This window comes from Methanolobus mangrovi (assembly GCF_031312535.1).
Taxonomy (GTDB): domain Archaea; phylum Halobacteriota; class Methanosarcinia; order Methanosarcinales; family Methanosarcinaceae; genus Methanolobus; species Methanolobus mangrovi.
The window spans coordinates 2,108,907-2,130,225 of the sequence record NZ_CP133594.1 but is presented as its reverse complement, the minus strand read 5'-3'; the positions used below and the strand labels follow the sequence as shown (position 1 = coordinate 2,130,225).

The following is a 21,319-nucleotide window of genomic DNA, read 5'->3' as shown; positions in this document are numbered from 1 at the left end:
TACATGCGCAATGTTACCCGAATAAAAACGTTTGATCGAATATCGGAATAAATTGTTATATCTATTATTACACATGGTTTATGGAGAATTCTAGATGAAAGAAATACGAATACACGGCCGGGGTGGCCAGGGCTCTGTCACAGCCGCTGAACTTTTGGCTGTTGCTGCTTTTGCAGACGGGAAATACAGTCAGGCTTTCCCTGCATTCGGAGTGGAAAGAAGGGGTGCACCGGTCCAGGCATTCACCAGGATCAATAACGAACCCATCAGGCTTAGAAGCCAGATCTACGAACCTGACTATGTTATTGTACAGGATCCAACACTCCTTGAGGTTGTAGATGTTGCAAGTGGTCTCAAAGAGGACGGAATACTAATTATCAACAGTGACTTCGATGCTGACACGTTCGACATTGACACAAAGGCAAAGATAATGACAGTGAATGCAACAAAGATCGCACTGGACATCATCGGCAGACCTATTGTTAACACTGTACTTCTGGGTGCCTTTGCAGGTGCAACAGGCGAGATAGAACCTGAATCCATCAAAGAAGCTGTCAAGGAAAGATTCCCTGGCAAGGTCGGAGACAGGAACGCTGAAGCTATCCAGGAAGCATACAACATGATGAAGGAGGCTAAGAAATGAAAATTCTTCCCGGAGGAGTCTGTGAAGCAGGTACCACCAGAGTCAACAAGACAGGTGGATGGAGAACTTTCAAGCCAGTTTACGACTACGAGAAATGCATTAAATGCAAGTTGTGTGAACTTCTGTGTCCTGACAGTTCAATAAACCCAAGGGATGACGGATTCTTCGAGTTCGACTATGATTTCTGCAAAGGATGCGGAATCTGTGCGAACGAATGTCCAAAGGATGCAATTACCATGGTTCTGGAGGAGAAATAAATGGCACCTGAAAACAAACTTGACAAGAAAAAGATGGTTGTTGTCGAAGGATCATATGCTGTTGCACATGCTGCTAAGGTCTGCAGACCAAATGTAATTTCAGCATACCCTATCACACCACAGACCCACATAGTTGAAGATCTCTCACAATTCATGGCAGATGGTGAAATACCAAACTGTGAATACATCAATGTAGAATCCGAGTTCTCAGCACTCTCAGCACTGGTCGGTGCTTCAGCTGCTGGTGCAAGGTGTTACTCAGCTACAACATCACAGGGTCTTGAACTCATGCATGAGGTACTGTTCAACATCTCCGGTATGAGACTGCCTGTTGTGATGACCATTGCAAACAGGGCTGTCAGTGCTCCTATCAGCATATGGAACGACCACCAGGATGCAATTTCCCAGAGAGACACCGGTTGGTTACAGCTCTACGCAGAGAACACACAGGAAATCTCAGATATGACCGCACAGGCATACAAGATCTCAGAGGACAAGGACATCCTTATGCCTTCAATGGTCTGTATGGACGGTTTTATCCTGTCACACGTTTACGAACCTGTTGTACTTCTTGAACAGGACTTAACAGATGAATTCCTGCCTGCATTTGAACCGGACTTTGTTCTTGACCCTAAGAACCCAATGAGTTTCGGTGCATTTGCAGATCCTAACTACTACACTGAATTCAGATACCTGCAGGAACAGGCAATGCAAAAATCTCTTAAGAAAATAGAGGATGTAGCTAATGAATTCTACGACGTATACGGAAGATACTACGGAGGACTTATTGACGAGTATCGAACAGATGATGCAGAAGTCATCATCATGGCAATGGGATCCATTATCGGAACCATTAAGGACGTCATTGATAAACTCAGGGACAGGAATGTAAAAGTCGGTCTTTTGAAGGTCAGGTCCTTCAGGCCATTCCCTGCAGAAGCTATCAGGAACGCTCTGAAGGATGCAAAGGTCGTTGTCGTACTTGACAAGAACATTTCACTTGGACTGAATGAAGGCGCACTTTTCACAGAAACAAAGTCTTCCCTTTACAATACCAAACTCGACGTACCTATTGTCGGCTATATGATCGGCCACGGCGGACGTGACATCAAGGTAGACCTTATCGAGAAGATTGTCGATGAGGCACAGGAAGTCATGAAGACAGGTATCAAGATCGAGAGCCAGTTTACCGACCTGAAGGAGGAACTAATATGAAATCATTGTTAGCCCCGGGACACAGAGGATGTGCAGGTTGCTGTGACGCAATGGCTGCAAAGTTCGCACTTATGGGCGCCGGAGAGGACTGTATAGTTATCAATCCTACCGGATGTCTTGAAGTTATGACCACCCCGTTCCCTGAAACTGCATGGGATGTACCATGGGTACACTCACTTTTCGAGAATGCAGCTGCTGTTGGGTCTGGTGTTGAGGCTGCCCTGAAGGCCCTTGGCAAGAAACAGAACACCAAGGTACTTGTGATGGGTGGAGACGGTGCAACACTTGACATAGGTATGCGTTCCATTTCCGGAGCCTTTGAGAGAGGTCACGACCTCACTTACGTCTGTATCGACAATGAGGCTTACATGAACACCGGTGTTCAGAGAAGTGGTGCAACACCATACAACGCATCAACCACAACAAGCCCTGCTGGAAAGGTTTCCTTCGGTAACGACAGACCAAAGAAGAACATGCCTGCTATTATGGTAGCACACGGTGCACCATATGTCGCAACCACATCCATCGGATATCCAAAGGACATGATCAATAAGGTGAAGAAGGCCGTAGACATCGAAGGTCCAACCTATATTCACGCACATGCTCCATGTACAACAGGATGGGGATTCGACACTTCCAAGACCGTAGAGGTAGCCAAAATGGCTGTACAGACAGGTCTCTGGCCACTGTACGAAGTTGAAGAAGGCGAAGTTACCAAGGTAAGGAAGATTGGAAAGAACGTTAGGCCTGTTGAAGACTATCTCAAGATGCAGCGTCGTTTCAGCCACCTCTTCAAGATGGAAGGCGGAGCTGAAGAGATCGCTAAGATCCAGGCACTCGCTGACAAGAACATTGAAATGTACGGGCTCTAAACCCGTATCTTTTTCTTCTTTTTTTATTATACTTGTTATTATTTTAAGTTCTAGTCGAAATGATGGGGTACTGAATAGACATAAAAGGTATCATACCATATCTTTTCCCATGACCATGCAATCCCCGGCACCTGATAACAGAGAAAATTTCAACCTAATTTTTGAGATGCTGCAGGATGAGTATCCCAATGCTGAGCCCATGCTTCATTTTAATAATCCCCTGGAACTGATGGTTGCAACAATCCTTTCTGCCCAGTGTACTGATAAACAGGTTAACAAGGTCACACAGGTACTGTTCAAAAAGTATCCCAGCGTAGAGGATTTTGCCAATGCAAGTCTGGATGAACTTGGAAAGGATATCTACACCACAGGTTTCTATCACCAGAAAGCAAAGCACATCATCGGAAGTGCACAGCTCATCCTCACCGAATTCGATGGAAAAGTTCCAAACACCATGGAAGATCTGCTTAAACTGCCAGGCGTGGGAAGAAAAACGGCCAATATAGTTCTGGCAAGGGGATTTGACATCATTGAAGGCATTGCAGTGGATACACACGTAACCCGGCTTTCACAGAAACTTGGCTTTACCCGGAACAGTGACCCTAAAAAGATAGAGATCGACCTGATGAGCCTTGCAGAAAAGAAAGACCTTGAGAACCTTTCCATGACACTGATACTCCACGGAAGGAATGTGTGTATCGCACGGAGACCGAAGTGTGGGGTTTGTGTTGTGAACGAACTGTGTCCTTCAAGTGAAGCTTGAAAATGAGGATTAATGGTGTCTCTCTAACATCGAATCAAGAAAGCTGATGTTAAAGAGAGCGAATAATACTTATTTTTCTATTTTATCCAGAACCTGCTGAATTAATTCGTTCGTGCCCGATCATGTTAGTTTTGCTGGCCGATAATATCTGCTAATAATCAGTATATTAAAAAAGTTTTTTTTAGCAATAAATAAATATCAGCTTGTTGAATAATATATTATCAAGAAAAACAAATAAGAAGTTAAAGGAGGGTGGATAAATGTTGTTCATGGATATAATGACGTGGGAACCAAAAGACAACGAGGAGATGGATAAACGATATAGGTCATGGGAATACCCGAAAGGCTATAATGTAATATCAGAGTGGCTAGACATATCCTCATGCAGGTTCTTTATCGTTTATGAACTCGATAATGAAGAAGCATATGCCAGAGCTACGTTCCCATGGAAAGATATCTCAAAACTTGAGACCATTCCTATAATGACCCCGGAGAAAGCCATTGAGATTGGTCTGAAGATGGAAGCTGAAATGGCAAAGGCTTGATGTCGATTTAACTAAGATAATCCTGACATTCACGTCAGGATTCTTTTTTATTGTAGAAAACTAAAGGATAAACTGAGATTTATGCTATTATTTTTCCATAGCCTTAATCCTCAATTCCTTCGGCATTTTCTCGATAGCATATCTCAACGCAGTACGAGGCATAACTTTTTTATTTGACATCACGTAGTCAAATATCTCCTGCTGATGTTTCTTACTCGCTTCCTTAAGCAGCCATCCATACCCTTTCTGCACAAGGTCATCCTCATCCGTTAGCAGCATATCAGCTATTTCAAAAATATCATCAAGATAATCTCCCCTGCGAGCCGCCAAAATAAGTGTAACTGCGGCAGCCCGCCTGTACCAGCGGTTATCCGAAGCTGTCCATTTTTTGAGCGAATCAATAAACTGGGGGTACATGTCGATAAGTGTTCCTATGGTATGATTACAAAGGGTATCGCATTTAGCCCAGTTGTTGACATAATCCCCGACCCATCTCTCAAAAACAGCAAAATCCTCTGGTTCATACTGCTTTCTAAGGTTGTACGACCATTCGAATGCTATGAAGGCTTCCTCCATGTAATCCGAGCTCAGGAGTTCCTCGCAGAGCGCAAATATCTCCGGCTTACTTTTGTTGGATATTTTCTTGTAATAGTCCTTTGCTATTTTTCTGGCAACTGGTGTCTTCATGCCATAGCATTTGATTTGCTCTTTGAAGAAACGGTTAGAACTGGCTTTGGCTTCTTCATCGGCGTTTTGTTCGAGCTCGGCTCTGAGTTGGGAGATTACCTCATTCATCAGGATTTTATTTGGAGGATTAGGAGATAATTGTGGTGGGTGAGTGGAAGTTTTGACACAAACAAATATCCATTTCCCATAATCCCTCATAACTTCTCATAACATTTATAATTTATTTTCATTATCAATCAATTTTATATATCAAACCCCACTTTTACCCACCCATAAGAACAATTTTTGACGCGGGTCAGCTGGCTTCTATATGGAAAAACAAAATAAACTATCACAATACTTCAAAGAATCGTTTACGAGCGACTTAAAGGCCGGATTTATCACGGCTGTTGTGGCGTTGCCACTTGCCATTGCTTTTGCCATTGCCTCAGGTGTGGAACCTCAGATGGGGTTATACACAGCTGTCATCGCGGGTATGCTGGTCTCAGCAAACGGAGGTTCCAAATACTCGATCACCGGACCTACCGGAGCAATGACCGTCATCATTCTTTCAACACTGCACGGCTTCGGACTTGAAGGACTATTCCTTGCAGGCTTCCTTGCCGGTGTATTTCAGATACTGTTCGGAATTCTGAAACTTGGTAAGGTTGTAAAATACATCCCCCTACCCGTCATATCAGGATTCACGAGCGGTATCGGTGCAATTATACTTATTGGACAGATACCCAATGCTCTCGGACTTGTGATACCTTCAAAAGAACATGTATGGGAAACATTGTACGCTGTCATCTCCAGCCTCGACCTTCTCGATACCACTGCTATAATGATCTGTCTTGCAACCATTCTCCTCCTGTTATACCTCCCGGGACTCATGGCAAGAATAAGATACATCAACAGTCTCCCTCCTTCCATTATAGCACTGGTACTCTCCATCCTGATGGTCTTTTACTTCAAAATCCAGATACCACTTGTCGGTAGTATCCCTGCCGGACTTCCGCAGATACAGATGCTGAACTTTAACCTCGAAATGCTCATGGCTGTCCTGCCAGCTGCCTTTACAATTGCACTTCTGGGAGCCATCGAAGCCCTGCTCTGTGCCGTAGTATGTGACGGTATGACAAACAGCAAACACGACAGCAACAGGGAACTTGTAGGTCAGGGGGTCGCTAACATGGTACTTCCCTTCTTCTCAGGAATCCCATGTACAGCAGCCATTGCCAGAAGTGCCGTCAACATACGTGAAGGTGCAAAGACACAGATATCAGGTATCATCCACGCCCTGATACTGCTGACAATACTTCTCTTCCTGGGTCCGGTTGCTGCTTTCATCCCAAAGGCCTACCTCGCCGGTGTGCTTATCCTCGTTTCCCTGAGGATGATCAACATAACGGAATTCAAAACAACAATGCATATCAGCAAGATGGACACCACGGTCCTTATCGTCACTTTCCTGCTGACCGTTCTCACTGACCTTGTATTTGCTGTACAGATGGGTATGTTCCTGTCCATAATCCTGCTCTTCATAAGACTGACAAATGTCATCGATGTCCAGACAATGGAGAACTATGATAAGACAAAAGGTATCAACGCCACTATCTTTGCCGACCCCTACCTCGAAAAGAACGTATCGGTCTACACCATTAACGGTCCCTTCTTCTTTGGAGCCATGAACGTTTTTGAGAGCAAGATAAACGAGCACATGACCATAAGCAAGCCTCACATAATCCTGCGTATGCGCTATGTACCGTTCATCGATACAACAGGAATCGAGCGCCTCAAAAGCTTCATCAAGTCAAGTAAGAAGATGCACCAGAAGGTCTACCTCACATCGATACAGCCTGAGGTCATGAAAAGAATAGAAAGCGATCTGGAACTTACAGAGCTCATGGAAAAACAGCATGTGCATGTCTGTGACAGCACACAGGAAGCACTGGCTTTTCTGAAGAAGAAATACGAGAACGAAAAGAAGATATGATCGAACAAATTAGGTTGAGCTTGATCTCAAAGCTCGACCATCATCCCATAACCAAACTCATCCGTAGGCCTTTTGAAAAAACCGAACTTTTCATAGAAGGCCTCTCTTCCTTTTGCTGACATGAGAGTAATGTATGAATAGTCCTGAACGTTCTCCTTAAGGTAAGACATTACCCTTTCCATCAGTGCAGTGCCAATTCCCTGATTCTGGTATTCCGGCAGAACGATGACATCCGCAATGAAAAAGATGAAACTGTCATCCCCCACCACACGGGACATGCCTATTACACTGTCGTCCTTGACAACGCAAATACAGTAATTGGAATTATTCAGGCTCTTCTCTATTGCTGTTTTGCTGGGATATGGCCAATCAACTGATTTTCTGAGATGGATGTACTCTTCTATTGAAGGTAATTTTTCTTCTATTGTATAATTGATCATACTTTTACTTCACACATCTATGAACAAAAACTTTACAAGTCCATTCTTGTTTCCATGCCATAATCTTTGAATTTATCTACAGGATTCTTCAGCAAATCAGAAATTCCATACTTTATTCTTCCTCAATATTCTTTTCTTTGATCGGCGAAATGGAATATGAACTTTCACTCGGTGGAAACTTAACAGCTATGGCCCTTATAATACCCAATACCAGTAGCAATACTGAGAATACCAATAAAAGGTCACTTTCAAATTCATGACTATATATCAATACAGTCACCTCACGCAAAACGATCATGATTGTGGCATCGCTTACATATGTAAGCCTGATTCTTTCGTGAACGTGGTAATCTGAAAAGGCCTTAAAGAAATCGATGAGGACAAAAATAGTCAGAACACTGTAAACTACCTGGCCAAAGCCACCCTTTGTCAGCCATACGTATCCTATATTCTGGAAAACATTGAACATTCCTACGATTATTCCCAGCAAGAGAACGTATAGGACGATAAGTGTCACTAAATGGATTACCTTTCTGAATATTTGTTCATGTGTTATCATTACACTTCTCCCAACATTCAATAATATATTCCCTATGCCATACAAAAACTTTGAATTTGTAATTGTGAAGATATATTGATTAATGGCTATATATCCTGAATATAACTAGGTATCTCTCACAGCATGTAACTTTTCTAAAGGACAAAAACAACTTGCAAAATCCCACTTTACCGTCCAGTCCCAAAAAAGTATCTTACGGTTTCATAACACAATCTATTCCCGAGAAAATATGAATCAAACTTCCCACCTTCCACATTTAACAAAGCTCCTCTTCAGAACAAGCACAGATAGCGGTATCAACAACACAGATGCAAGTACAAGATGGAAGTTCAGCTGTGCAAGGAAGATCATTGCCAGCACCACAGGACCTATGGCCAGCACATAGCTTGCGAATGTGCCCGCACTGTATAGTGAAAATGTAGTGTTGAGACCGGTAAGGTAGATTGTCACCGAAACAACATACATGGATACTGCGATGAAAAGGAGGATTATGTGAACCATATCATTCATCCTGCCGGCATAGACGGTAGCTATCACAACCACTATAAGAGGGAATACATTCAGCAGTGAATAACTGTTGAGCTTGCTTCTCAGCACGTCAGGAACCGTGAGCGGAAGAAAAGCATAGGAACTGAACATATCGAACTCCACCAGCCAGTTGTACATGGAAGAAGCCATCATGCCAACAACAACTGCAAATACCACAAGTATGTCCAGTCCGGGAACTGCCTTCAACAACTGTGGCAGGAATAGCCAGACAAGCAAAACCGGCACAAGGAACGAGAATACTATCTTGCCGGCACCTCCCTCACTGCGGCTGAAATCCAGATAATCCTTTGCCATAAAGTGAGAGTAACCATAGAAACCCAGACTTTCAGTGATCTCCCTGAACTGGTTCTTATAATGTTTTTGGGACTGGGAATAATCAACCCTGAGAAATATCAGGGATACTATCGAAGGCACAAGGACAAGAGCAAGACAGGTAATGAGAATATCCAGAGAAGGTGCGAGATAGAAGACAAGCGGTGGAAGTTCGTACAGAATGTCAAACCTGATTCCCTGGAAGAAGATCAAAAACACAATTGGAATCATAAAGATAAGGAAAAGTGCCTTCTTTCCCAGATTGGCGTATATCGTTGAGAGCAGAAATACCAGGGACAGACCGGTACAGAATGACAGGAACAGCGTTGTCAGCAGCATGAAGAACGAATATTGCAGATCCAGGATAACTGCACCTGCCATAAAGCCCACAGTGAATGGTAGCACATACAGGAAAAGATAGTAGATAACATCCTTTACGATGAAATTGGAAAAGATCACCCTTTCAGAAATAGGAAGCGTTCGTGATGAATAGGCCAGCAGGCTTGCCTGTCCGAAGCGTCTGTTCATAACTTCTCTTCCAAGCAGACCAAATCCTCCAACCATGGAACCCATAAAAAGAAGCAGGTAGTGCAGTCCAAGCAGGACTTCAGCCTGGCTGATTATTCTTCCGAATATTATCATTGAAAGTGAGAGTAACATTGAGATGGATGCCACGACCACCGGAAAAAGAGCAAAACCCCTGTCTCCGAAGAATGAGGAATGCATTCGCCACTCTTCCTTCATCATGCTTTTGAACAGTTCGAACATAACAGACACCTCAGTTCACAAGCTCAAGGAAGAACTCTTCCAGTGGTTTGTCACCAATAGCAGGATCATCCATTTTACCTGAAAATACCAGTTTCCCCTTGTAGATGATGCCCATGCCTGTGCATATTTCCCTGGCGATCTCCAGAATGTGAGTGGATATGAAAACAGTACCTCCCTTACCAACATAATCCCTGAGGAAGTCCTTGACCTTGCGCTGCATCAGCGGATCAAGGTTTATCAGTGGTTCATCGATAATCACAAGTTCCGGTTCATGCAGGAATGCCTGTGCCAGCATCAGTTTTTGTCTTGTTCCCCTGGAAAGGTCCTTGCACAGCACATCTTTCTGTCCTGCAAAATCAAGATATGAGAACCACCACTCGCATTGTTCCTCAAAGCCCTTGAGTTTCCTTATCTTTGCAACGAAGTGCAGATACTCTTCAGCTGTCAGGAAACTTGGTGGCGTTTCCTGCTCGGGAATAATGCCTGTAAGCTCTTTTACTTTCAAAGGATCGGAAAGCACATCGACTCCGTGTACAGAGACACCACCTGCTGTTGGCTTAATCTGGCCTGTGAGCATCTTGATCATAGTGGTCTTACCGGAACCGTTGGGACCCAGCAGGCCAAACAACTCACCTTTTCTGACTTCAAGGTTTACAGCATCTACAGCCTTTATATCACCAAAATACTTCGAGAGATCCTTTACGTTTATCAAATGTATCTACCTTCAGACATCAGATAAAGTAATATTATATACCTAAAAAGTATAAATGTTTGGGGATAACACACCCCAAAAATGAGAGTTCTTATGAAGAGAGCAATTTAGCAACTATCATTCGCGAACAATTGCTTTGCAAACGCTATTCTCTCTTCCAGACCCGGACCTTCAAACTCTTCTTCAACCTTTTCAAGCATATCAGGTATCGCTGTCTGTTGAGGACATGCATCCAGGCACTGACCACATTGCACACACTGTGAAGCGAAGTTTGTTTCAGCTCCCCTGAGGATACCGCCCATCTTCGCAGCGTACATCATCTTCAGCCTGTCACCGCCACCGAACATGTGCAGGTTGTTGTATACATCAAAACATGCCGGGATATCCACACCCTCAGGACATGGCATACAATATCTGCATCCGGTACAGTTGATCTTCATGAGTTCGCCGTACTTCTCTGCAACCCTGCTCACAAGTTCCAGCTCTTTTTCTGTCAGTGAGTTTGCAACACCTTCATCTGCAACCTTCAGGTTCTCTTCGACATGTTCCGGCTCGCTCATACCTGAAAGTACAACAGTGACCTCAGGATGGTTCCATACCCAGCGCAATGCCCATGCCACAGGACTACGTTTCACATCAGCCTCGTTCCAGATATCAAGCACCTCAAAGGGAACCGGGTCTGCAAGATTTCCACCACGCAGAGGCTCCATAACCACAACACCAAGACCTTTGGAAGCGGCATATTCAAGTCCTCCCGTTCCTGCCTGCACATTCTCATCCAGGAAATTGTACTGGATCTGGCAGAAGTCCCAGTCATATGCATCAACTATCGGTGCAAAATCCTCAGGGTCCCCATGATATGAGAAGCCTGCATTGATGATACGTCCGTCAGCTTTGGCTTTCTCAAGGAACTCAAGGACACCTATATCCCTGATAGTTTCCCAGCTACTACCCACAAGACTGTGTATAAGATAGTAATCGATATGATCGGTGTTGAGTTTCTCAAGCTGTGCGTTGAGGAACTTATCCATATCCTCAGGCTTTTTAACCATCCATTGAGGCTGTTTTGTAGCAAGTTTCACTTGTTCCCTGTATCCGTCTGCAAGTGCACGTGCAAGGAAAGGCTCACTTGCTCCCATATGATATGGCCATGCGGTGTCAACATAGTTCACACCATTGTCTATGGAATGTCGCACCATCTGCTTCGCCTTCTCTTCATCGATACTGCCATCTTCCTTCACCGGCAGGCGCATGGCACCGAAACCGAGTATTGAAAGCTCATCTCTGTTTTTTGGCATTTTCCTGTATAACATCCATGATTCTCCTTTCTCTGAATAAGGAAAAATGTTAGTGATATTGTTTAAGGGTTCTGCAAAGGAAATATAAAGCAGAAAATAGTCCTGTTTTTACATGTCTTCCACAGAACCCTCAGAAAATAAGACACCTTATCTCCCCGAGGATTATGATACGAAAATATCCTCTGTTCTTCCCTACTACTCATTTTTCCATAAGGAAACCATCAACCTTATCAGATCACTGGCGGAAACTCCAAAGGTCTGGATGGATACTGGATGCGGAACAGGCTCACTTGTTACAAAGGCCATTGAACAGTTCCCTGACACAAAGTTTCTCATGCTTGACCCATCTGAGGGAATGCTGCAACAGGCAAGAGAAAAGCTACCATCATATATCCCTGAAAGACTTGAATTTCTGAGAGCTGCATCAACCCAGGAGTTCTCACAGGAACTCGATGAAAGACCGGATGTTATCACTGCCATCCAATGCCACCATTATCTCAGTCGTGAGAACAGGGCCAGAGCGGTAAAAGTATGTCATGAACTGCTGAAAGACGATGGTATCTTCATTACTTTCGAGAACATCAGACCACTTACAGAAGAGGGCATCATCATTGGAAAAAGATATTGGGACGATTTTCAGTCCACCCATGGCAGGACCGCAGAGGAGATAGAAATCCATCTTCAGCGTTTTGACACTGAATATTTTCCGATAACCGTTGAAGAACACCTGAAACTACTAAGGGAAACAGGATTCAGGACCGTAGAATTGTTCTGGTACTCTTACATGCAGGCTGGTTTCTATTGCATCAAATAATTGCATCTCTTTCCCCAGAAATCTTAAATTCCATGTAATCCAAATTTTAATGGGAGCGGGAAAAAGATATCAAGTATCATCCCTCTGAAAAAATAAGCGACCATAGCTCTTTTTTCAGGCACCTGGATATATTTGAGTGGTACTGCTAATGCAGGAACCCTCCTGTCTATGACGTGGGGTCAATAGAGGAGGAACAATTGTGGGAGAAAAGGTGAAATTACCACCAGGATTTGAGGATGTATTGAATTTCAGGCTTTCAGACGCACTTTTCGGGAGAAGGGCACGTCGGTTCTTTATGGGAGCAACGATACCTGACGGCTACTTCCAATACAAATCAAAATATGAGCCGAAGCCACTCTCAGAACTTGAGCAGATGACATTGCTGACAGCCATGGGGGGAAACACAGGCTGGCACAACCTTATCATGCGAGGGGAATTGTACGCACCATACCTTTCAAACTACGCCTGTAGTGCCGGAGGCAGAACATTCCCATCAGCAGCCGGATTCCATACCAGTGAGCTGTTCTTTACAGATGATGATGGAGTATACATCCTTAAAACAAGAGATGCTCCTGCAATGGCTGAAAGAAAGGATGATGGAACATTCGATACTGATGAATTACTGGAAGCGCATCGTAGTCGTGTACACAAAATATATGATGGACGCCTGAAAATACCTCCACAGACACCTCACATAGAGGCGCATAATACCTGGGTCGTAAATCACCCGGGCACCACAATGGTAATTCCTGTTGGAGACCTCGCCCAGCATATTCTGGCGGGTATCTGTTACTTCGTACAGAATGGTATATGTTTTTATGATGATGTGAACAGGAAACAGATAGACGGAATTGAGCAATTCTCTGATATAGTTGACGTAAAAGAACCGTATCCAATCACATTCCTTGAAATGTGGTCCCTTGCCGAACTGACAACCGAACTTGGTACGTCATGTTATGCCGGAATGCTGATGTTGCAGGCAATGGGTCTTGGTGGCTGGTTGTTCAATGGAATGGATCCATTTTCAGTTCTTGGTGCAAGCGGAGACCCGCAAGTACCAGGACTTGGTTTCAGGTACGATACGGATGAACGCTGGTCTCTCCCAAATCCTACCGGACTTGAAGGCGTTTTTGAAGGCTTCACACCACCTCACTATCGCAATATGCGCCATGCGGTCGATGCACTGATGGAAAGGAAATTCGGCTCTGGCGGACCGTACAATTCTGAGACACCGGGATACTACAAAGATACAATGGGAGTTCGCAGCAGTGCAAAGGTTCCAGATGAACATTTCAAGGAATGTGCAGCTCTCCAGGCTCAGTATATATACGACACTTTCGGCAAGTTCCCCGGAACAGTACCCAGTATTTTTGTCCTGCCATACCTCCAGGCGCATCATCTGGACCTTGATTTCTATGACAGGTTCTATGAAAAAGGAGCTTACCTGAAGACACATGCCGAACACATGCAGCGCTGGCACCCGGATAAAGTATGAAAAAGGTGGTAAAGTGGAAAATGAGACAATAAAGACAGATAGAAATAATGAGAATGCTGAAATGGTAAATGTTCCTGTTATCCTGGCCGAAGAGCCCGGGAAACTTGAACTGGATGAAGCCGGATACTTTGTAATAACGCCCCAACCAGAGAAAATGACCATCCTCGCAAAACACTATTCCTATGATAAGGAATTGCTAAGGATGATTGAGGGCAGGGATGCAAAGTCCATCTACAGGACCATTATCAAACATGGGTGGGTAAGCACTCTCAACCATGCAGCATACCTCGGCCAGGAACTTACAAGAGCCGAGATAGCAATGAGAACCGGATTCGGGTATATTCAGGGATGATGAAGAGATCTAATACCTGAGTAGTGCACCCACCACATCATCGGAATCCAGGAAATCCTCTTTTTCCACGAATTCCACTTCCGCACCTGTACGCTGGGCAAGCTCATAGAGTTCTTCCACTACATCAACCACTGATGTCAGTCCTCCGCATCTGTCACATTCCTTTGGAGCTTGGACATTCGCCTGCAGGTTCTGGCATCTTTCACATATCCATCCAGGAACCGAGGAACCTTTCAGTATCAGAAGGACGTTCACTCTTGCCTGTTCCAGAGAAGACTTTACATTTTCGACTCCATATACAGCCAGCCCACCCCGCAGAAGTGCGTTTTTAAACTCTGCTGCCTTTTTTGCCGATCTGGAAAGTTCATTCTTATGCAGGACGGAGTCACCTTCCTCTACAAGTTCATCACGGGAAATATCCATTGACACGTCAATGACACCTATCACACTCTGCCGGATATCCTGTGGGAGCAAGTCTATAAGTTGCTGTTTTGCATCTCCAGGTCCGGCAATGATAAGACCTCTTGTCTGTAGCTGGTCACATGTACCCCTGACGTTATCAGCAACTTCGGACAGGAATGATTTTATCGCTCCTTTTCTCAGGTGGTTGAAACGCATCTGGCTCCATCCTCCTTTTTTATGCTTGTTCATCAGGTCGATGGAGAGGTGTTTCTTCTCTTCTGCAAGGTCAGAACGTATGCATGTGAACTTAGCCTCCTGAGAATCCACAAGCAACACACCATAGTCCTCATAGTCAGCTCTCAGCCTTGCCAGTGGCAGCAAAAATGGTGACGTGTCAAGGACCAGTGACTGCTCCGGCTCCACAGCCAGTCTGTAAACATGAAGGAAAGATTCTGATGAGCAGGCAAATATGATCCTGCCTCTTTCACCGGAAATTGCTTCTTCAATAATTGAGGGTTCAGCCATTTCAAAGGTCTTTTCAAATTCCGACCTGAGCTCTGGAGATAAAGCCTTTTTTATCGACTTCACCCTTGAATCCACAAATATGCGATTCAAATGTTCATTTTCCCTGCCGGACACCGAAAGGTAGACTGAAAGGTAAATATCCTTCTCATCATAGATTTCAGCCAGAGCCTTGATATCAATTTCAGTTACAGGCATCAGGTCTTCACTGATGACCTTCAGTAAATCCTGCTGAGGTTTCATAAAAGGTTTAACATTGTCTTGTATTTAAAAGTTGTTTAATTTACACTCCTCAGGCACAAAAAGAGTAAATAAGAATCCTGCCAGAGTTTTATCTATGTCTCCTGAAATGCAGCCTCATGATGATACGACCCTCATCTCCAGTTCACGCCAGTACATAGCATCCATGCTTGACAAACTGCCGGAATCCCTGAAAGATGCAGGCAGGGAAACAGTTGTCCAGGTAGTATGTGATGAACTGCGCAGGATTCCTGTTCCGCTATTGGGGTCCATACTCGCAAAGGCAGTTGAGAAACAGTTTGGAGGAGAGAAAGCCACTGATGATTCCGTATATGAACTGGGAGAAATGCTCCAGAGCATGCAGGAATCCGATGATGCGTTTCAGAGACAGCTTGAAAGTATCAATATTTTCCTGCCTGAAGTTATGGAGGCTATAACTCAACAGGAACAGCGGATGGAGGAGAGGGACACTCCAGACCTACGGGTACTCAGTGCAAAACCTGACCTGAAATATCCTGTGAACGATAACGAACTGCGTATCATCCTTTCAAATACCGGCGGCAGCTCGGTAATGGTGGATGAGATATTCCTTGAGGTCAAAGACTGGGAACCTGACACAAACATAGATTTCAGCATGCCTGCCGCCCCGATGCAGATGCTATTTTTGAAGGCAGAACTTTCAGTGGAAAAAAGTGAGTATACGCTTTTCAGTTTGAACGACACACAACCCCGTATCTTTGGAGAGCGGGGTGACGGGGCGGAGCTCATAGTTATACAACTCTCATCGATCAATAACGCAAAGTACAGCCTGCAATTGAGAATACCTTATCAGGACCTTTCCACTGGAAATAAAGGGATTATCTATTATCCTGATACAGGAGAAAATCTGATTGAGCTTTCTTTCCCATATTCACCGGGATGGAATCAGGATATCACGCCTGAATCAATACTGGAAGGAACAAAGATATTCTCGCAGATGGAACTCAAATTCAGGAAAATATACTCGATACTGAAAGATGTCTATCGTTCTGATGAGAAAAATATTGAAACAGCTAATGAAAAATTATTTGCTGCCGGGCTTACAACAGGAATTGGTACCTTTCCTGACATAGGCTCCATGCTCTTGGTTTTCGGACCTATCTTTCTGGAACTGGCTCCTTCTGACAGATCAATTGAAGCTGAAAAACTGATTCAGGACATACGTGCGATGCTGCCGGAGAAGTCTCAAAGCTTTTAAATGTTATTGTCTGCAATCATTATATGGGATTGCTGGAAGTGGAGGGTCAATTGGGGATTGATATGGCACTTTGCCGGAAAAAGAACCTATATATACTGCCCCGATTCTCTAAAAGATAGGATATGTTCACAGCGTTAACACTTAAAAATGCTGAGTCAAAATAAGATGAAGATGGGATAAATATGGGTAGCAAATCACCAGCAGAGCAGAAAAGATGCACGATACTGGATTCCATGGTCGATAACAGGTACCGGTCAGAAATCCCTGCAATAGTGGATATGGTCATAAACAGTTGCTCTGAAAAAGGATGTTTTGACCATCTGGACGCTGCAGTGATACCATCGAAAGAATCGCTTATAGAAATAATCGATCTGATAAAGGACATTCTCTTCCCCGGATACTTTGGTGACCAGACCGTTGACAGGAACACACTTTCATATCACATCGGGAACGAGATAACCGATCTCTTTAGCAAACTCTCAAAACAAATAACCAACAGCATCATACAGGAATGTAATCGCTATGATGAGGACTGTACAGATTGTATAGACCGCGGCCAGGAAGAGACATTGAAGTTCCTGAAGAAGATCCCTGAATTAAGGTCTATGCTGGCATCGGATATTGTAGCCACATTCGAAGGAGATCCTGCGGCTAAAAGTTATGATGAGATCATTTTCAGTTATCCGGGAATATTTGCCATGACAGTTTACAGGTCAGCACACCAGTTGCACAGGCAGGGAATATCCATACTTCCCCGTATAATGACCGAATATGCCCATAGTATCGTTGGAATTGATATTCATCCTGGCGCCAGAATTGGAAAAGGATTCTTCATTGACCACGGAACCGGTGTTGTCATCGGGGAGACCTGTGAGATAGGGGACAACGTACGTATCTATCAGGGTGTTACCCTCGGTTCCCTTAGCTTTCCAAAAAATGAAAAAGGAGAACTTATCCGCGGGGAAAAAAGGCATCCTACTATAGAAGATGATGTTATAATCTATTCAAATGCAACCATCCTTGGAGGAGAAACAAGGATCGGAGCACGTTCGGTTATCGGAGGAAACGTATGGATAACCAAGTCTGTTCCACCGGACACTAAAGTTATGATTGAGGAACCAAGGCTTATCTTCAAGGAAAAAAAGTGAGAATATACCACTGAAATTATTCTTATTATTTTAAAATCAGGATCGAACTATTATAAAAGGAGTTGGGAAAATCCGAATCTATGACGACATTACTAAAACCGTTGGTAATACACCACTTGTGCGCTTGAACAGGATTACTGAAGGATGCCATGCAACCGTAGTTGCAAAAGTGGAATCGTTCAATCCATTGAGTTCTGTCAAGGACCGTATCGCTTTGAACATGATAGAGACAGCTGAAAAGGACGGGTGCCTCAATAAAGATACGGTCATCATAGAGCCAACTTCAGGAAATACCGGGATTGGACTGGCATTTGTCTGTGCCGCAAAAGGGTATCGTCTCATTCTGACCATGCCTGACACAATGAGTATTGAAAGAAGAAAGATACTCAGGTTACTTGGTGCTGAGATCGTCCTGACGCCAGGAAATAAAGGCATGAACGGAGCCATAAGTGAAGCCGAAAGAATGTCAAAAGAGATTCCCAATGCTTTTGTCCCTCACCAGTTCATGAACCCTGCAAATCCTGATATACACCGCCGTACAACGGCTGAGGAGATATGGAAGGACACAGATGGCAAAGTGGATTTTGTCGTGGCCGGTGTCGGTACAGGTGGAACCATTACCGGAATTTCAGAAGTCATCAAATCCCGGAAACCCTCGTTTAAGGCAATAGCAGTTGAACCTGAGGATTCTCCAGTTCTTTCCGGCGGCAATCCCGGTCCACACAAGATACAGGGAATTGGCGCCGGTTTCATCCCTGATGTGCTGAATACGGATATCATTGACGAGGTTGTCAGGGTCAGCAATGATGATTCTTTTGAAACTGCAAGACAGCTTGCAAAAAAGGAAGGAATACTTGCAGGTATCTCATGTGGAGCGGCCCTTCATGCAGCTTTGCAGGTAGCAAAAAGAGAAGAGAATGCCGGGAAACTCATAGTTGTGATATTGCCTGACACCGGTGAGAGATACCTCAGTACAGCACTCGCCGATTTTGAAGAGTGAAACGATGCCAACATGGATAAAATCAGTTGACAGCTGCCATTAAAAAGAACCTGTCATCTTGTTTTACCTATTTTTATTTATTCTAATTTATTTATATCCAAAACTTATATATCCAATCAACTTCAAGATTTATTTGGGAGTATATAAGAACAGAAAATTTGCAACATAGAGTTGTAACTTTGTTTTTCCGGTTTTTTGTTTGCCGGCAGATGGAACACATAAAGAAAATGGTTTGGGGTAATTGAATGGTAAATATCAGATCTTTCAAAGAAGAAGATAACGAAACCCTGCTGAGTATTGAGAGACTGTGTCCTCAGGGAAATGAAGAATGCGCAATGGCAGTTGATAAGGAACCGGATATAACTGCAAGGTACGAACTTTACGATAACTGGGAAATTCGTGTTGCAGAGGAAGATGATACAACTGTAGGCTGGATAGGCTGGACTGTAAAACAGGGTCCCGAACAAAAATATGTTTACGTGGCTGAAGTGATGGTTCATCCGGATTACAGGAGACAGGGAATAGCAATCAAGCTCCTGAGAGAAGCGGAGAGAGCGGCTCATGATGCTAAAGTTTCACATATCTACTGCTATATATACGAGCCAAATGAACCTTCAATGAAGCTTGTTGAAAAGCTGGGATACATTCAGGAAAAGGATGTCAGGATAATTGCAATGTCCGCATACAAGAAAGAGCATATAGAAAGGGAATATGATCTTGCGAGAATTGATGGAAAAGACCTGCCTGAAGCTGTAAAGCTTATTAACAGTTATTACACTGGAAAAGCTCACTTTTCCCCATTTACTGCTCCTGGTTTCAGGACATACGCAAATCGTGTACTTGGATACGGACTTGAGAACTTCCTTGTGGCCAAATGGAAAGGTAAAATTGTCGCATGTGGTGGTTTCTGGGACTCTTCAGTTCTCATGGAAATGACATACACGAAAGAGCCAATGATGTGGAAGCTCATGGCAAATGCCTACGGAATACTCAGACATTTCATCAGTATGCCAAGAATACCAGCTGAAGGCGAGTTCTTCAAATTCCATTCCATAGTTGACCATGCATTTGAACCCGAACATGCACTTGCAATGGAGGAGATACTGAACTACTGCAATAACCTCATGTTCGACACCAAATGTGAGTTCTTCGGGGCATATACAGACCCTGATGACCCGATAATTGAGGTTATGAAGAAATTCAAGCCAATGTATGAAACAATGTACCTCTACGCAAAACCAATTTCAGGAAAGCTACCTGATTTCAGCAGTATCTATGTGGATTGCAGAGACCCGATTCTCTGAAAGTGGACGCATAAATCCATGAACCGGAAAGGAGGGATATGTTGGCTGATCCACATTCCTTTTTCCCTTCAGACGTAACAAGTATTGATGATAGTAGAGATGACGTGAAGCAAGAACTGGAGGATTTTAAAAGTATCAGGTCTGCTTTCATGAAGTGGGCACTGTATCTTTTACCCTGGATCATTCTTGCAACAATAATATTCATAATATTCAACTATCCGGTAAATTCCGGGACATTTATGTATATCACAGGCCTTCTTACGGCAGCAATGAGCCTGTTAGCCTTCCAGATTCTCATGCAGAAGATTCCCCGGACATTCAAAACCATATGGGACCGGAAGGTAGTAGTTGAATGTGAATCCGTCTCATCGGATACAGAACAGGACCCTATTGGTCCTGATGAACCTGATATCAGAACAGGCAGAGATCTTCTTGAAATGAGATATCTTGAATTCATCCGAAATCTAGGGAAACTCATGAATAGCCCATTCCAGTTCCTGTCTGGTATACTCTTTTCACTTTTCGTTCTCACCTGGGACTACAGCTTAAAGGCTGAATTCCTCATAGCTTTCATCATCGGTATAATGGCATGGAAAATGACAATAACTGCCATATATGTCTGGAAAATGGGAAAGGAATTCTGCATAGAACCACAACTCGGACACGTTGACAAATGCGGAGGGTTGTCTCCTCTGGGTGATCTCTGCCTGTGGAATGCATTTATAGTTACCATACCCGCAGTATATCTGGGTTCCTGGATCATCATTGGTATGGTAACGGAACCTCAGACACAGTATTTCCTTCAGTCAGAAGAATACTCTGCTCTTTTCTCCAAACTGCTCTTTGTACCGGTATTCTTTGCTCTGATAGCATTTTTCCTGCCTCTGTGGAGCACTCATCAACTGATGCTCAGATGGAAGGAGAAAAAACAATCCCAACTGGACCATCTGGAACAGTGCATCGACCGCCTTGAGTGTAAAATACTTGAGGAAGCTGAAACCATGGACAAAAAGGAATGTGAATGCATTTTCAGGGAACGGGAACTGATGGAACATGTCTATAAGCAGAACAAGATGATACCTGTCTGGCCATTCAATATTAAGATCATTTTTAAATTGCTACTTTCACAAAGTATCCCTTTTTTTGGAATTCTCTCACAGGCTTTGAATTTCATAAGGAAGCTATCCTGATAAATCCATAGATGACATGG

Annotated in this window: 22 protein-coding genes; 15 read left to right on the top strand and 7 right to left on the bottom strand. The window is 43.8% G+C overall.

Annotated features, from left to right (window positions below):
* Positions 1-94: 94 nt before the first annotated feature.
* The 6 genes from RE476_RS10260 to RE476_RS10235 all read left to right on the top strand — a co-directional run bounded on the left by RE476_RS10260 (position 95) and on the right by RE476_RS10235 (position 4,295).
* Entirely contained in the window at positions 95-643 is a 549-nt protein-coding gene (locus RE476_RS10260) for a pyruvate ferredoxin oxidoreductase subunit gamma (protein ID WP_309307548.1), read from the top strand.
* The gene (gene porD / locus RE476_RS10255; RefSeq protein WP_309307547.1) at positions 640-900 is read left to right on the top strand and encodes a pyruvate synthase subunit PorD; all 261 of its coding nucleotides are present in this window, start codon (positions 640-642) and stop codon (positions 898-900) included. The genes RE476_RS10260 and porD overlap by 4 nt, the downstream gene beginning before the upstream one ends.
* Positions 901-2,115: a pyruvate synthase subunit PorA gene (gene porA / locus RE476_RS10250; protein WP_309307546.1), complete on the top strand. Its 1,215-nt coding sequence runs from the start codon at positions 901-903 to the stop codon at positions 2,113-2,115.
* Positions 2,112-2,987 (top strand): pyruvate synthase subunit PorB, encoded by an 876-nt coding sequence (gene porB, locus RE476_RS10245; protein WP_309307545.1) that lies wholly within the window; start codon positions 2,112-2,114, stop codon positions 2,985-2,987. The genes porA and porB overlap by 4 nt, the downstream gene beginning before the upstream one ends.
* A gap of 109 nt (positions 2,988-3,096) precedes the next feature.
* Positions 3,097-3,750, top strand: coding sequence for an endonuclease III (nth, locus tag RE476_RS10240; protein WP_309307544.1), 654 nt, complete (start codon positions 3,097-3,099; stop codon positions 3,748-3,750).
* Between the two features lie 260 nt (positions 3,751-4,010).
* Positions 4,011-4,295 (top strand): DUF3303 domain-containing protein, encoded by a 285-nt coding sequence (locus RE476_RS10235; RefSeq protein WP_309307543.1) that lies wholly within the window; start codon positions 4,011-4,013, stop codon positions 4,293-4,295.
* Positions 4,296-4,382: 87 nt separating this feature from the next.
* Here RE476_RS10235 and RE476_RS10230 read toward each other — a convergent pair whose 3' ends face one another.
* Positions 4,383-5,090, bottom strand: coding sequence for a DNA alkylation repair protein (locus RE476_RS10230; RefSeq protein ID WP_309307542.1), 708 nt, complete (start codon positions 5,088-5,090; stop codon positions 4,383-4,385).
* Between the two features lie 202 nt (positions 5,091-5,292).
* On the opposite strand from RE476_RS10230, the gene RE476_RS10225 reads away from it, so the two are divergent.
* Entirely contained in the window at positions 5,293-6,957 is a 1,665-nt protein-coding gene (locus tag RE476_RS10225; protein WP_309307541.1) for a SulP family inorganic anion transporter, read from the top strand.
* Positions 6,958-6,983: 26 nt separating this feature from the next.
* Here RE476_RS10225 and RE476_RS10220 read toward each other — a convergent pair whose 3' ends face one another.
* From RE476_RS10220 to RE476_RS10200, 5 genes are all read right to left on the bottom strand, one after another.
* A complete protein-coding gene (locus RE476_RS10220) occupies positions 6,984-7,397 on the bottom strand; it encodes a GNAT family N-acetyltransferase (RefSeq protein WP_309307539.1) in 414 nt (137 codons plus the stop codon).
* Positions 7,398-7,509: 112 nt separating this feature from the next.
* Positions 7,510-7,956: a phosphate-starvation-inducible PsiE family protein gene (locus tag RE476_RS10215; RefSeq protein ID WP_309307538.1), complete on the bottom strand. Its 447-nt coding sequence runs from the start codon at positions 7,954-7,956 to the stop codon at positions 7,510-7,512.
* A gap of 234 nt (positions 7,957-8,190) precedes the next feature.
* Positions 8,191-9,585, bottom strand: coding sequence for a hypothetical protein (locus RE476_RS10210; RefSeq protein ID WP_309307537.1), 1,395 nt, complete (start codon positions 9,583-9,585; stop codon positions 8,191-8,193).
* A 10-nt stretch (positions 9,586-9,595) separates the two neighbouring features.
* The gene (locus RE476_RS10205) at positions 9,596-10,297 is read right to left on the bottom strand and encodes an ABC transporter ATP-binding protein (RefSeq protein ID WP_309307536.1); all 702 of its coding nucleotides are present in this window, start codon (positions 10,295-10,297) and stop codon (positions 9,596-9,598) included.
* Positions 10,298-10,404: 107 nt separating this feature from the next.
* Positions 10,405-11,610: an aldo/keto reductase gene (locus tag RE476_RS10200; protein ID WP_309307535.1), complete on the bottom strand. Its 1,206-nt coding sequence runs from the start codon at positions 11,608-11,610 to the stop codon at positions 10,405-10,407.
* A gap of 97 nt (positions 11,611-11,707) precedes the next feature.
* Between RE476_RS10200 and RE476_RS10195 the strand changes: the two genes are divergently transcribed.
* The 3 genes from RE476_RS10195 to RE476_RS10185 all read left to right on the top strand — a co-directional run bounded on the left by RE476_RS10195 (position 11,708) and on the right by RE476_RS10185 (position 14,256).
* Complete coding sequence (locus tag RE476_RS10195; protein ID WP_309307534.1) at positions 11,708-12,409, top strand: class I SAM-dependent methyltransferase; 702 nt, start codon at positions 11,708-11,710, stop codon at positions 12,407-12,409.
* Positions 12,410-12,608: 199 nt separating this feature from the next.
* Entirely contained in the window at positions 12,609-13,904 is a 1,296-nt protein-coding gene (locus RE476_RS10190; RefSeq protein WP_309307533.1) for a hypothetical protein, read from the top strand.
* 13 nt (positions 13,905-13,917) lie between these two features.
* On the top strand, positions 13,918-14,256 hold the full coding sequence (locus RE476_RS10185) for a DUF4346 domain-containing protein (RefSeq protein ID WP_309307532.1): 339 nt from the start codon (positions 13,918-13,920) through the stop codon (positions 14,254-14,256).
* A 9-nt stretch (positions 14,257-14,265) separates the two neighbouring features.
* On the opposite strand, the gene RE476_RS10180 is transcribed toward RE476_RS10185, so the two are convergent.
* A complete protein-coding gene (locus tag RE476_RS10180) occupies positions 14,266-15,423 on the bottom strand; it encodes a baeRF10 domain-containing protein (RefSeq protein ID WP_309307531.1) in 1,158 nt (385 codons plus the stop codon).
* Between the two features lie 94 nt (positions 15,424-15,517).
* Between RE476_RS10180 and RE476_RS10175 the strand changes: the two genes are divergently transcribed.
* The 5 genes from RE476_RS10175 to RE476_RS10155 all read left to right on the top strand — a co-directional run bounded on the left by RE476_RS10175 (position 15,518) and on the right by RE476_RS10155 (position 21,299).
* A complete protein-coding gene (locus RE476_RS10175; RefSeq protein WP_309307530.1) occupies positions 15,518-16,657 on the top strand; it encodes a hypothetical protein in 1,140 nt (379 codons plus the stop codon).
* 182 nt (positions 16,658-16,839) lie between these two features.
* A complete protein-coding gene (gene epsC, locus RE476_RS10170; protein ID WP_309307529.1) occupies positions 16,840-17,805 on the top strand; it encodes a serine O-acetyltransferase EpsC in 966 nt (321 codons plus the stop codon).
* Between the two features lie 70 nt (positions 17,806-17,875).
* On the top strand, positions 17,876-18,805 hold the full coding sequence (gene cysK, locus RE476_RS10165) for a cysteine synthase A (RefSeq protein WP_309309600.1): 930 nt from the start codon (positions 17,876-17,878) through the stop codon (positions 18,803-18,805).
* Between the two features lie 245 nt (positions 18,806-19,050).
* A complete protein-coding gene (locus tag RE476_RS10160) occupies positions 19,051-20,109 on the top strand; it encodes a GNAT family N-acetyltransferase (RefSeq protein WP_309307528.1) in 1,059 nt (352 codons plus the stop codon).
* A 38-nt stretch (positions 20,110-20,147) separates the two neighbouring features.
* The gene (locus tag RE476_RS10155; RefSeq protein WP_309307527.1) at positions 20,148-21,299 is read left to right on the top strand and encodes a hypothetical protein; all 1,152 of its coding nucleotides are present in this window, start codon (positions 20,148-20,150) and stop codon (positions 21,297-21,299) included.
* The last annotated feature ends 20 nt before the right edge of the window (positions 21,300-21,319 follow it).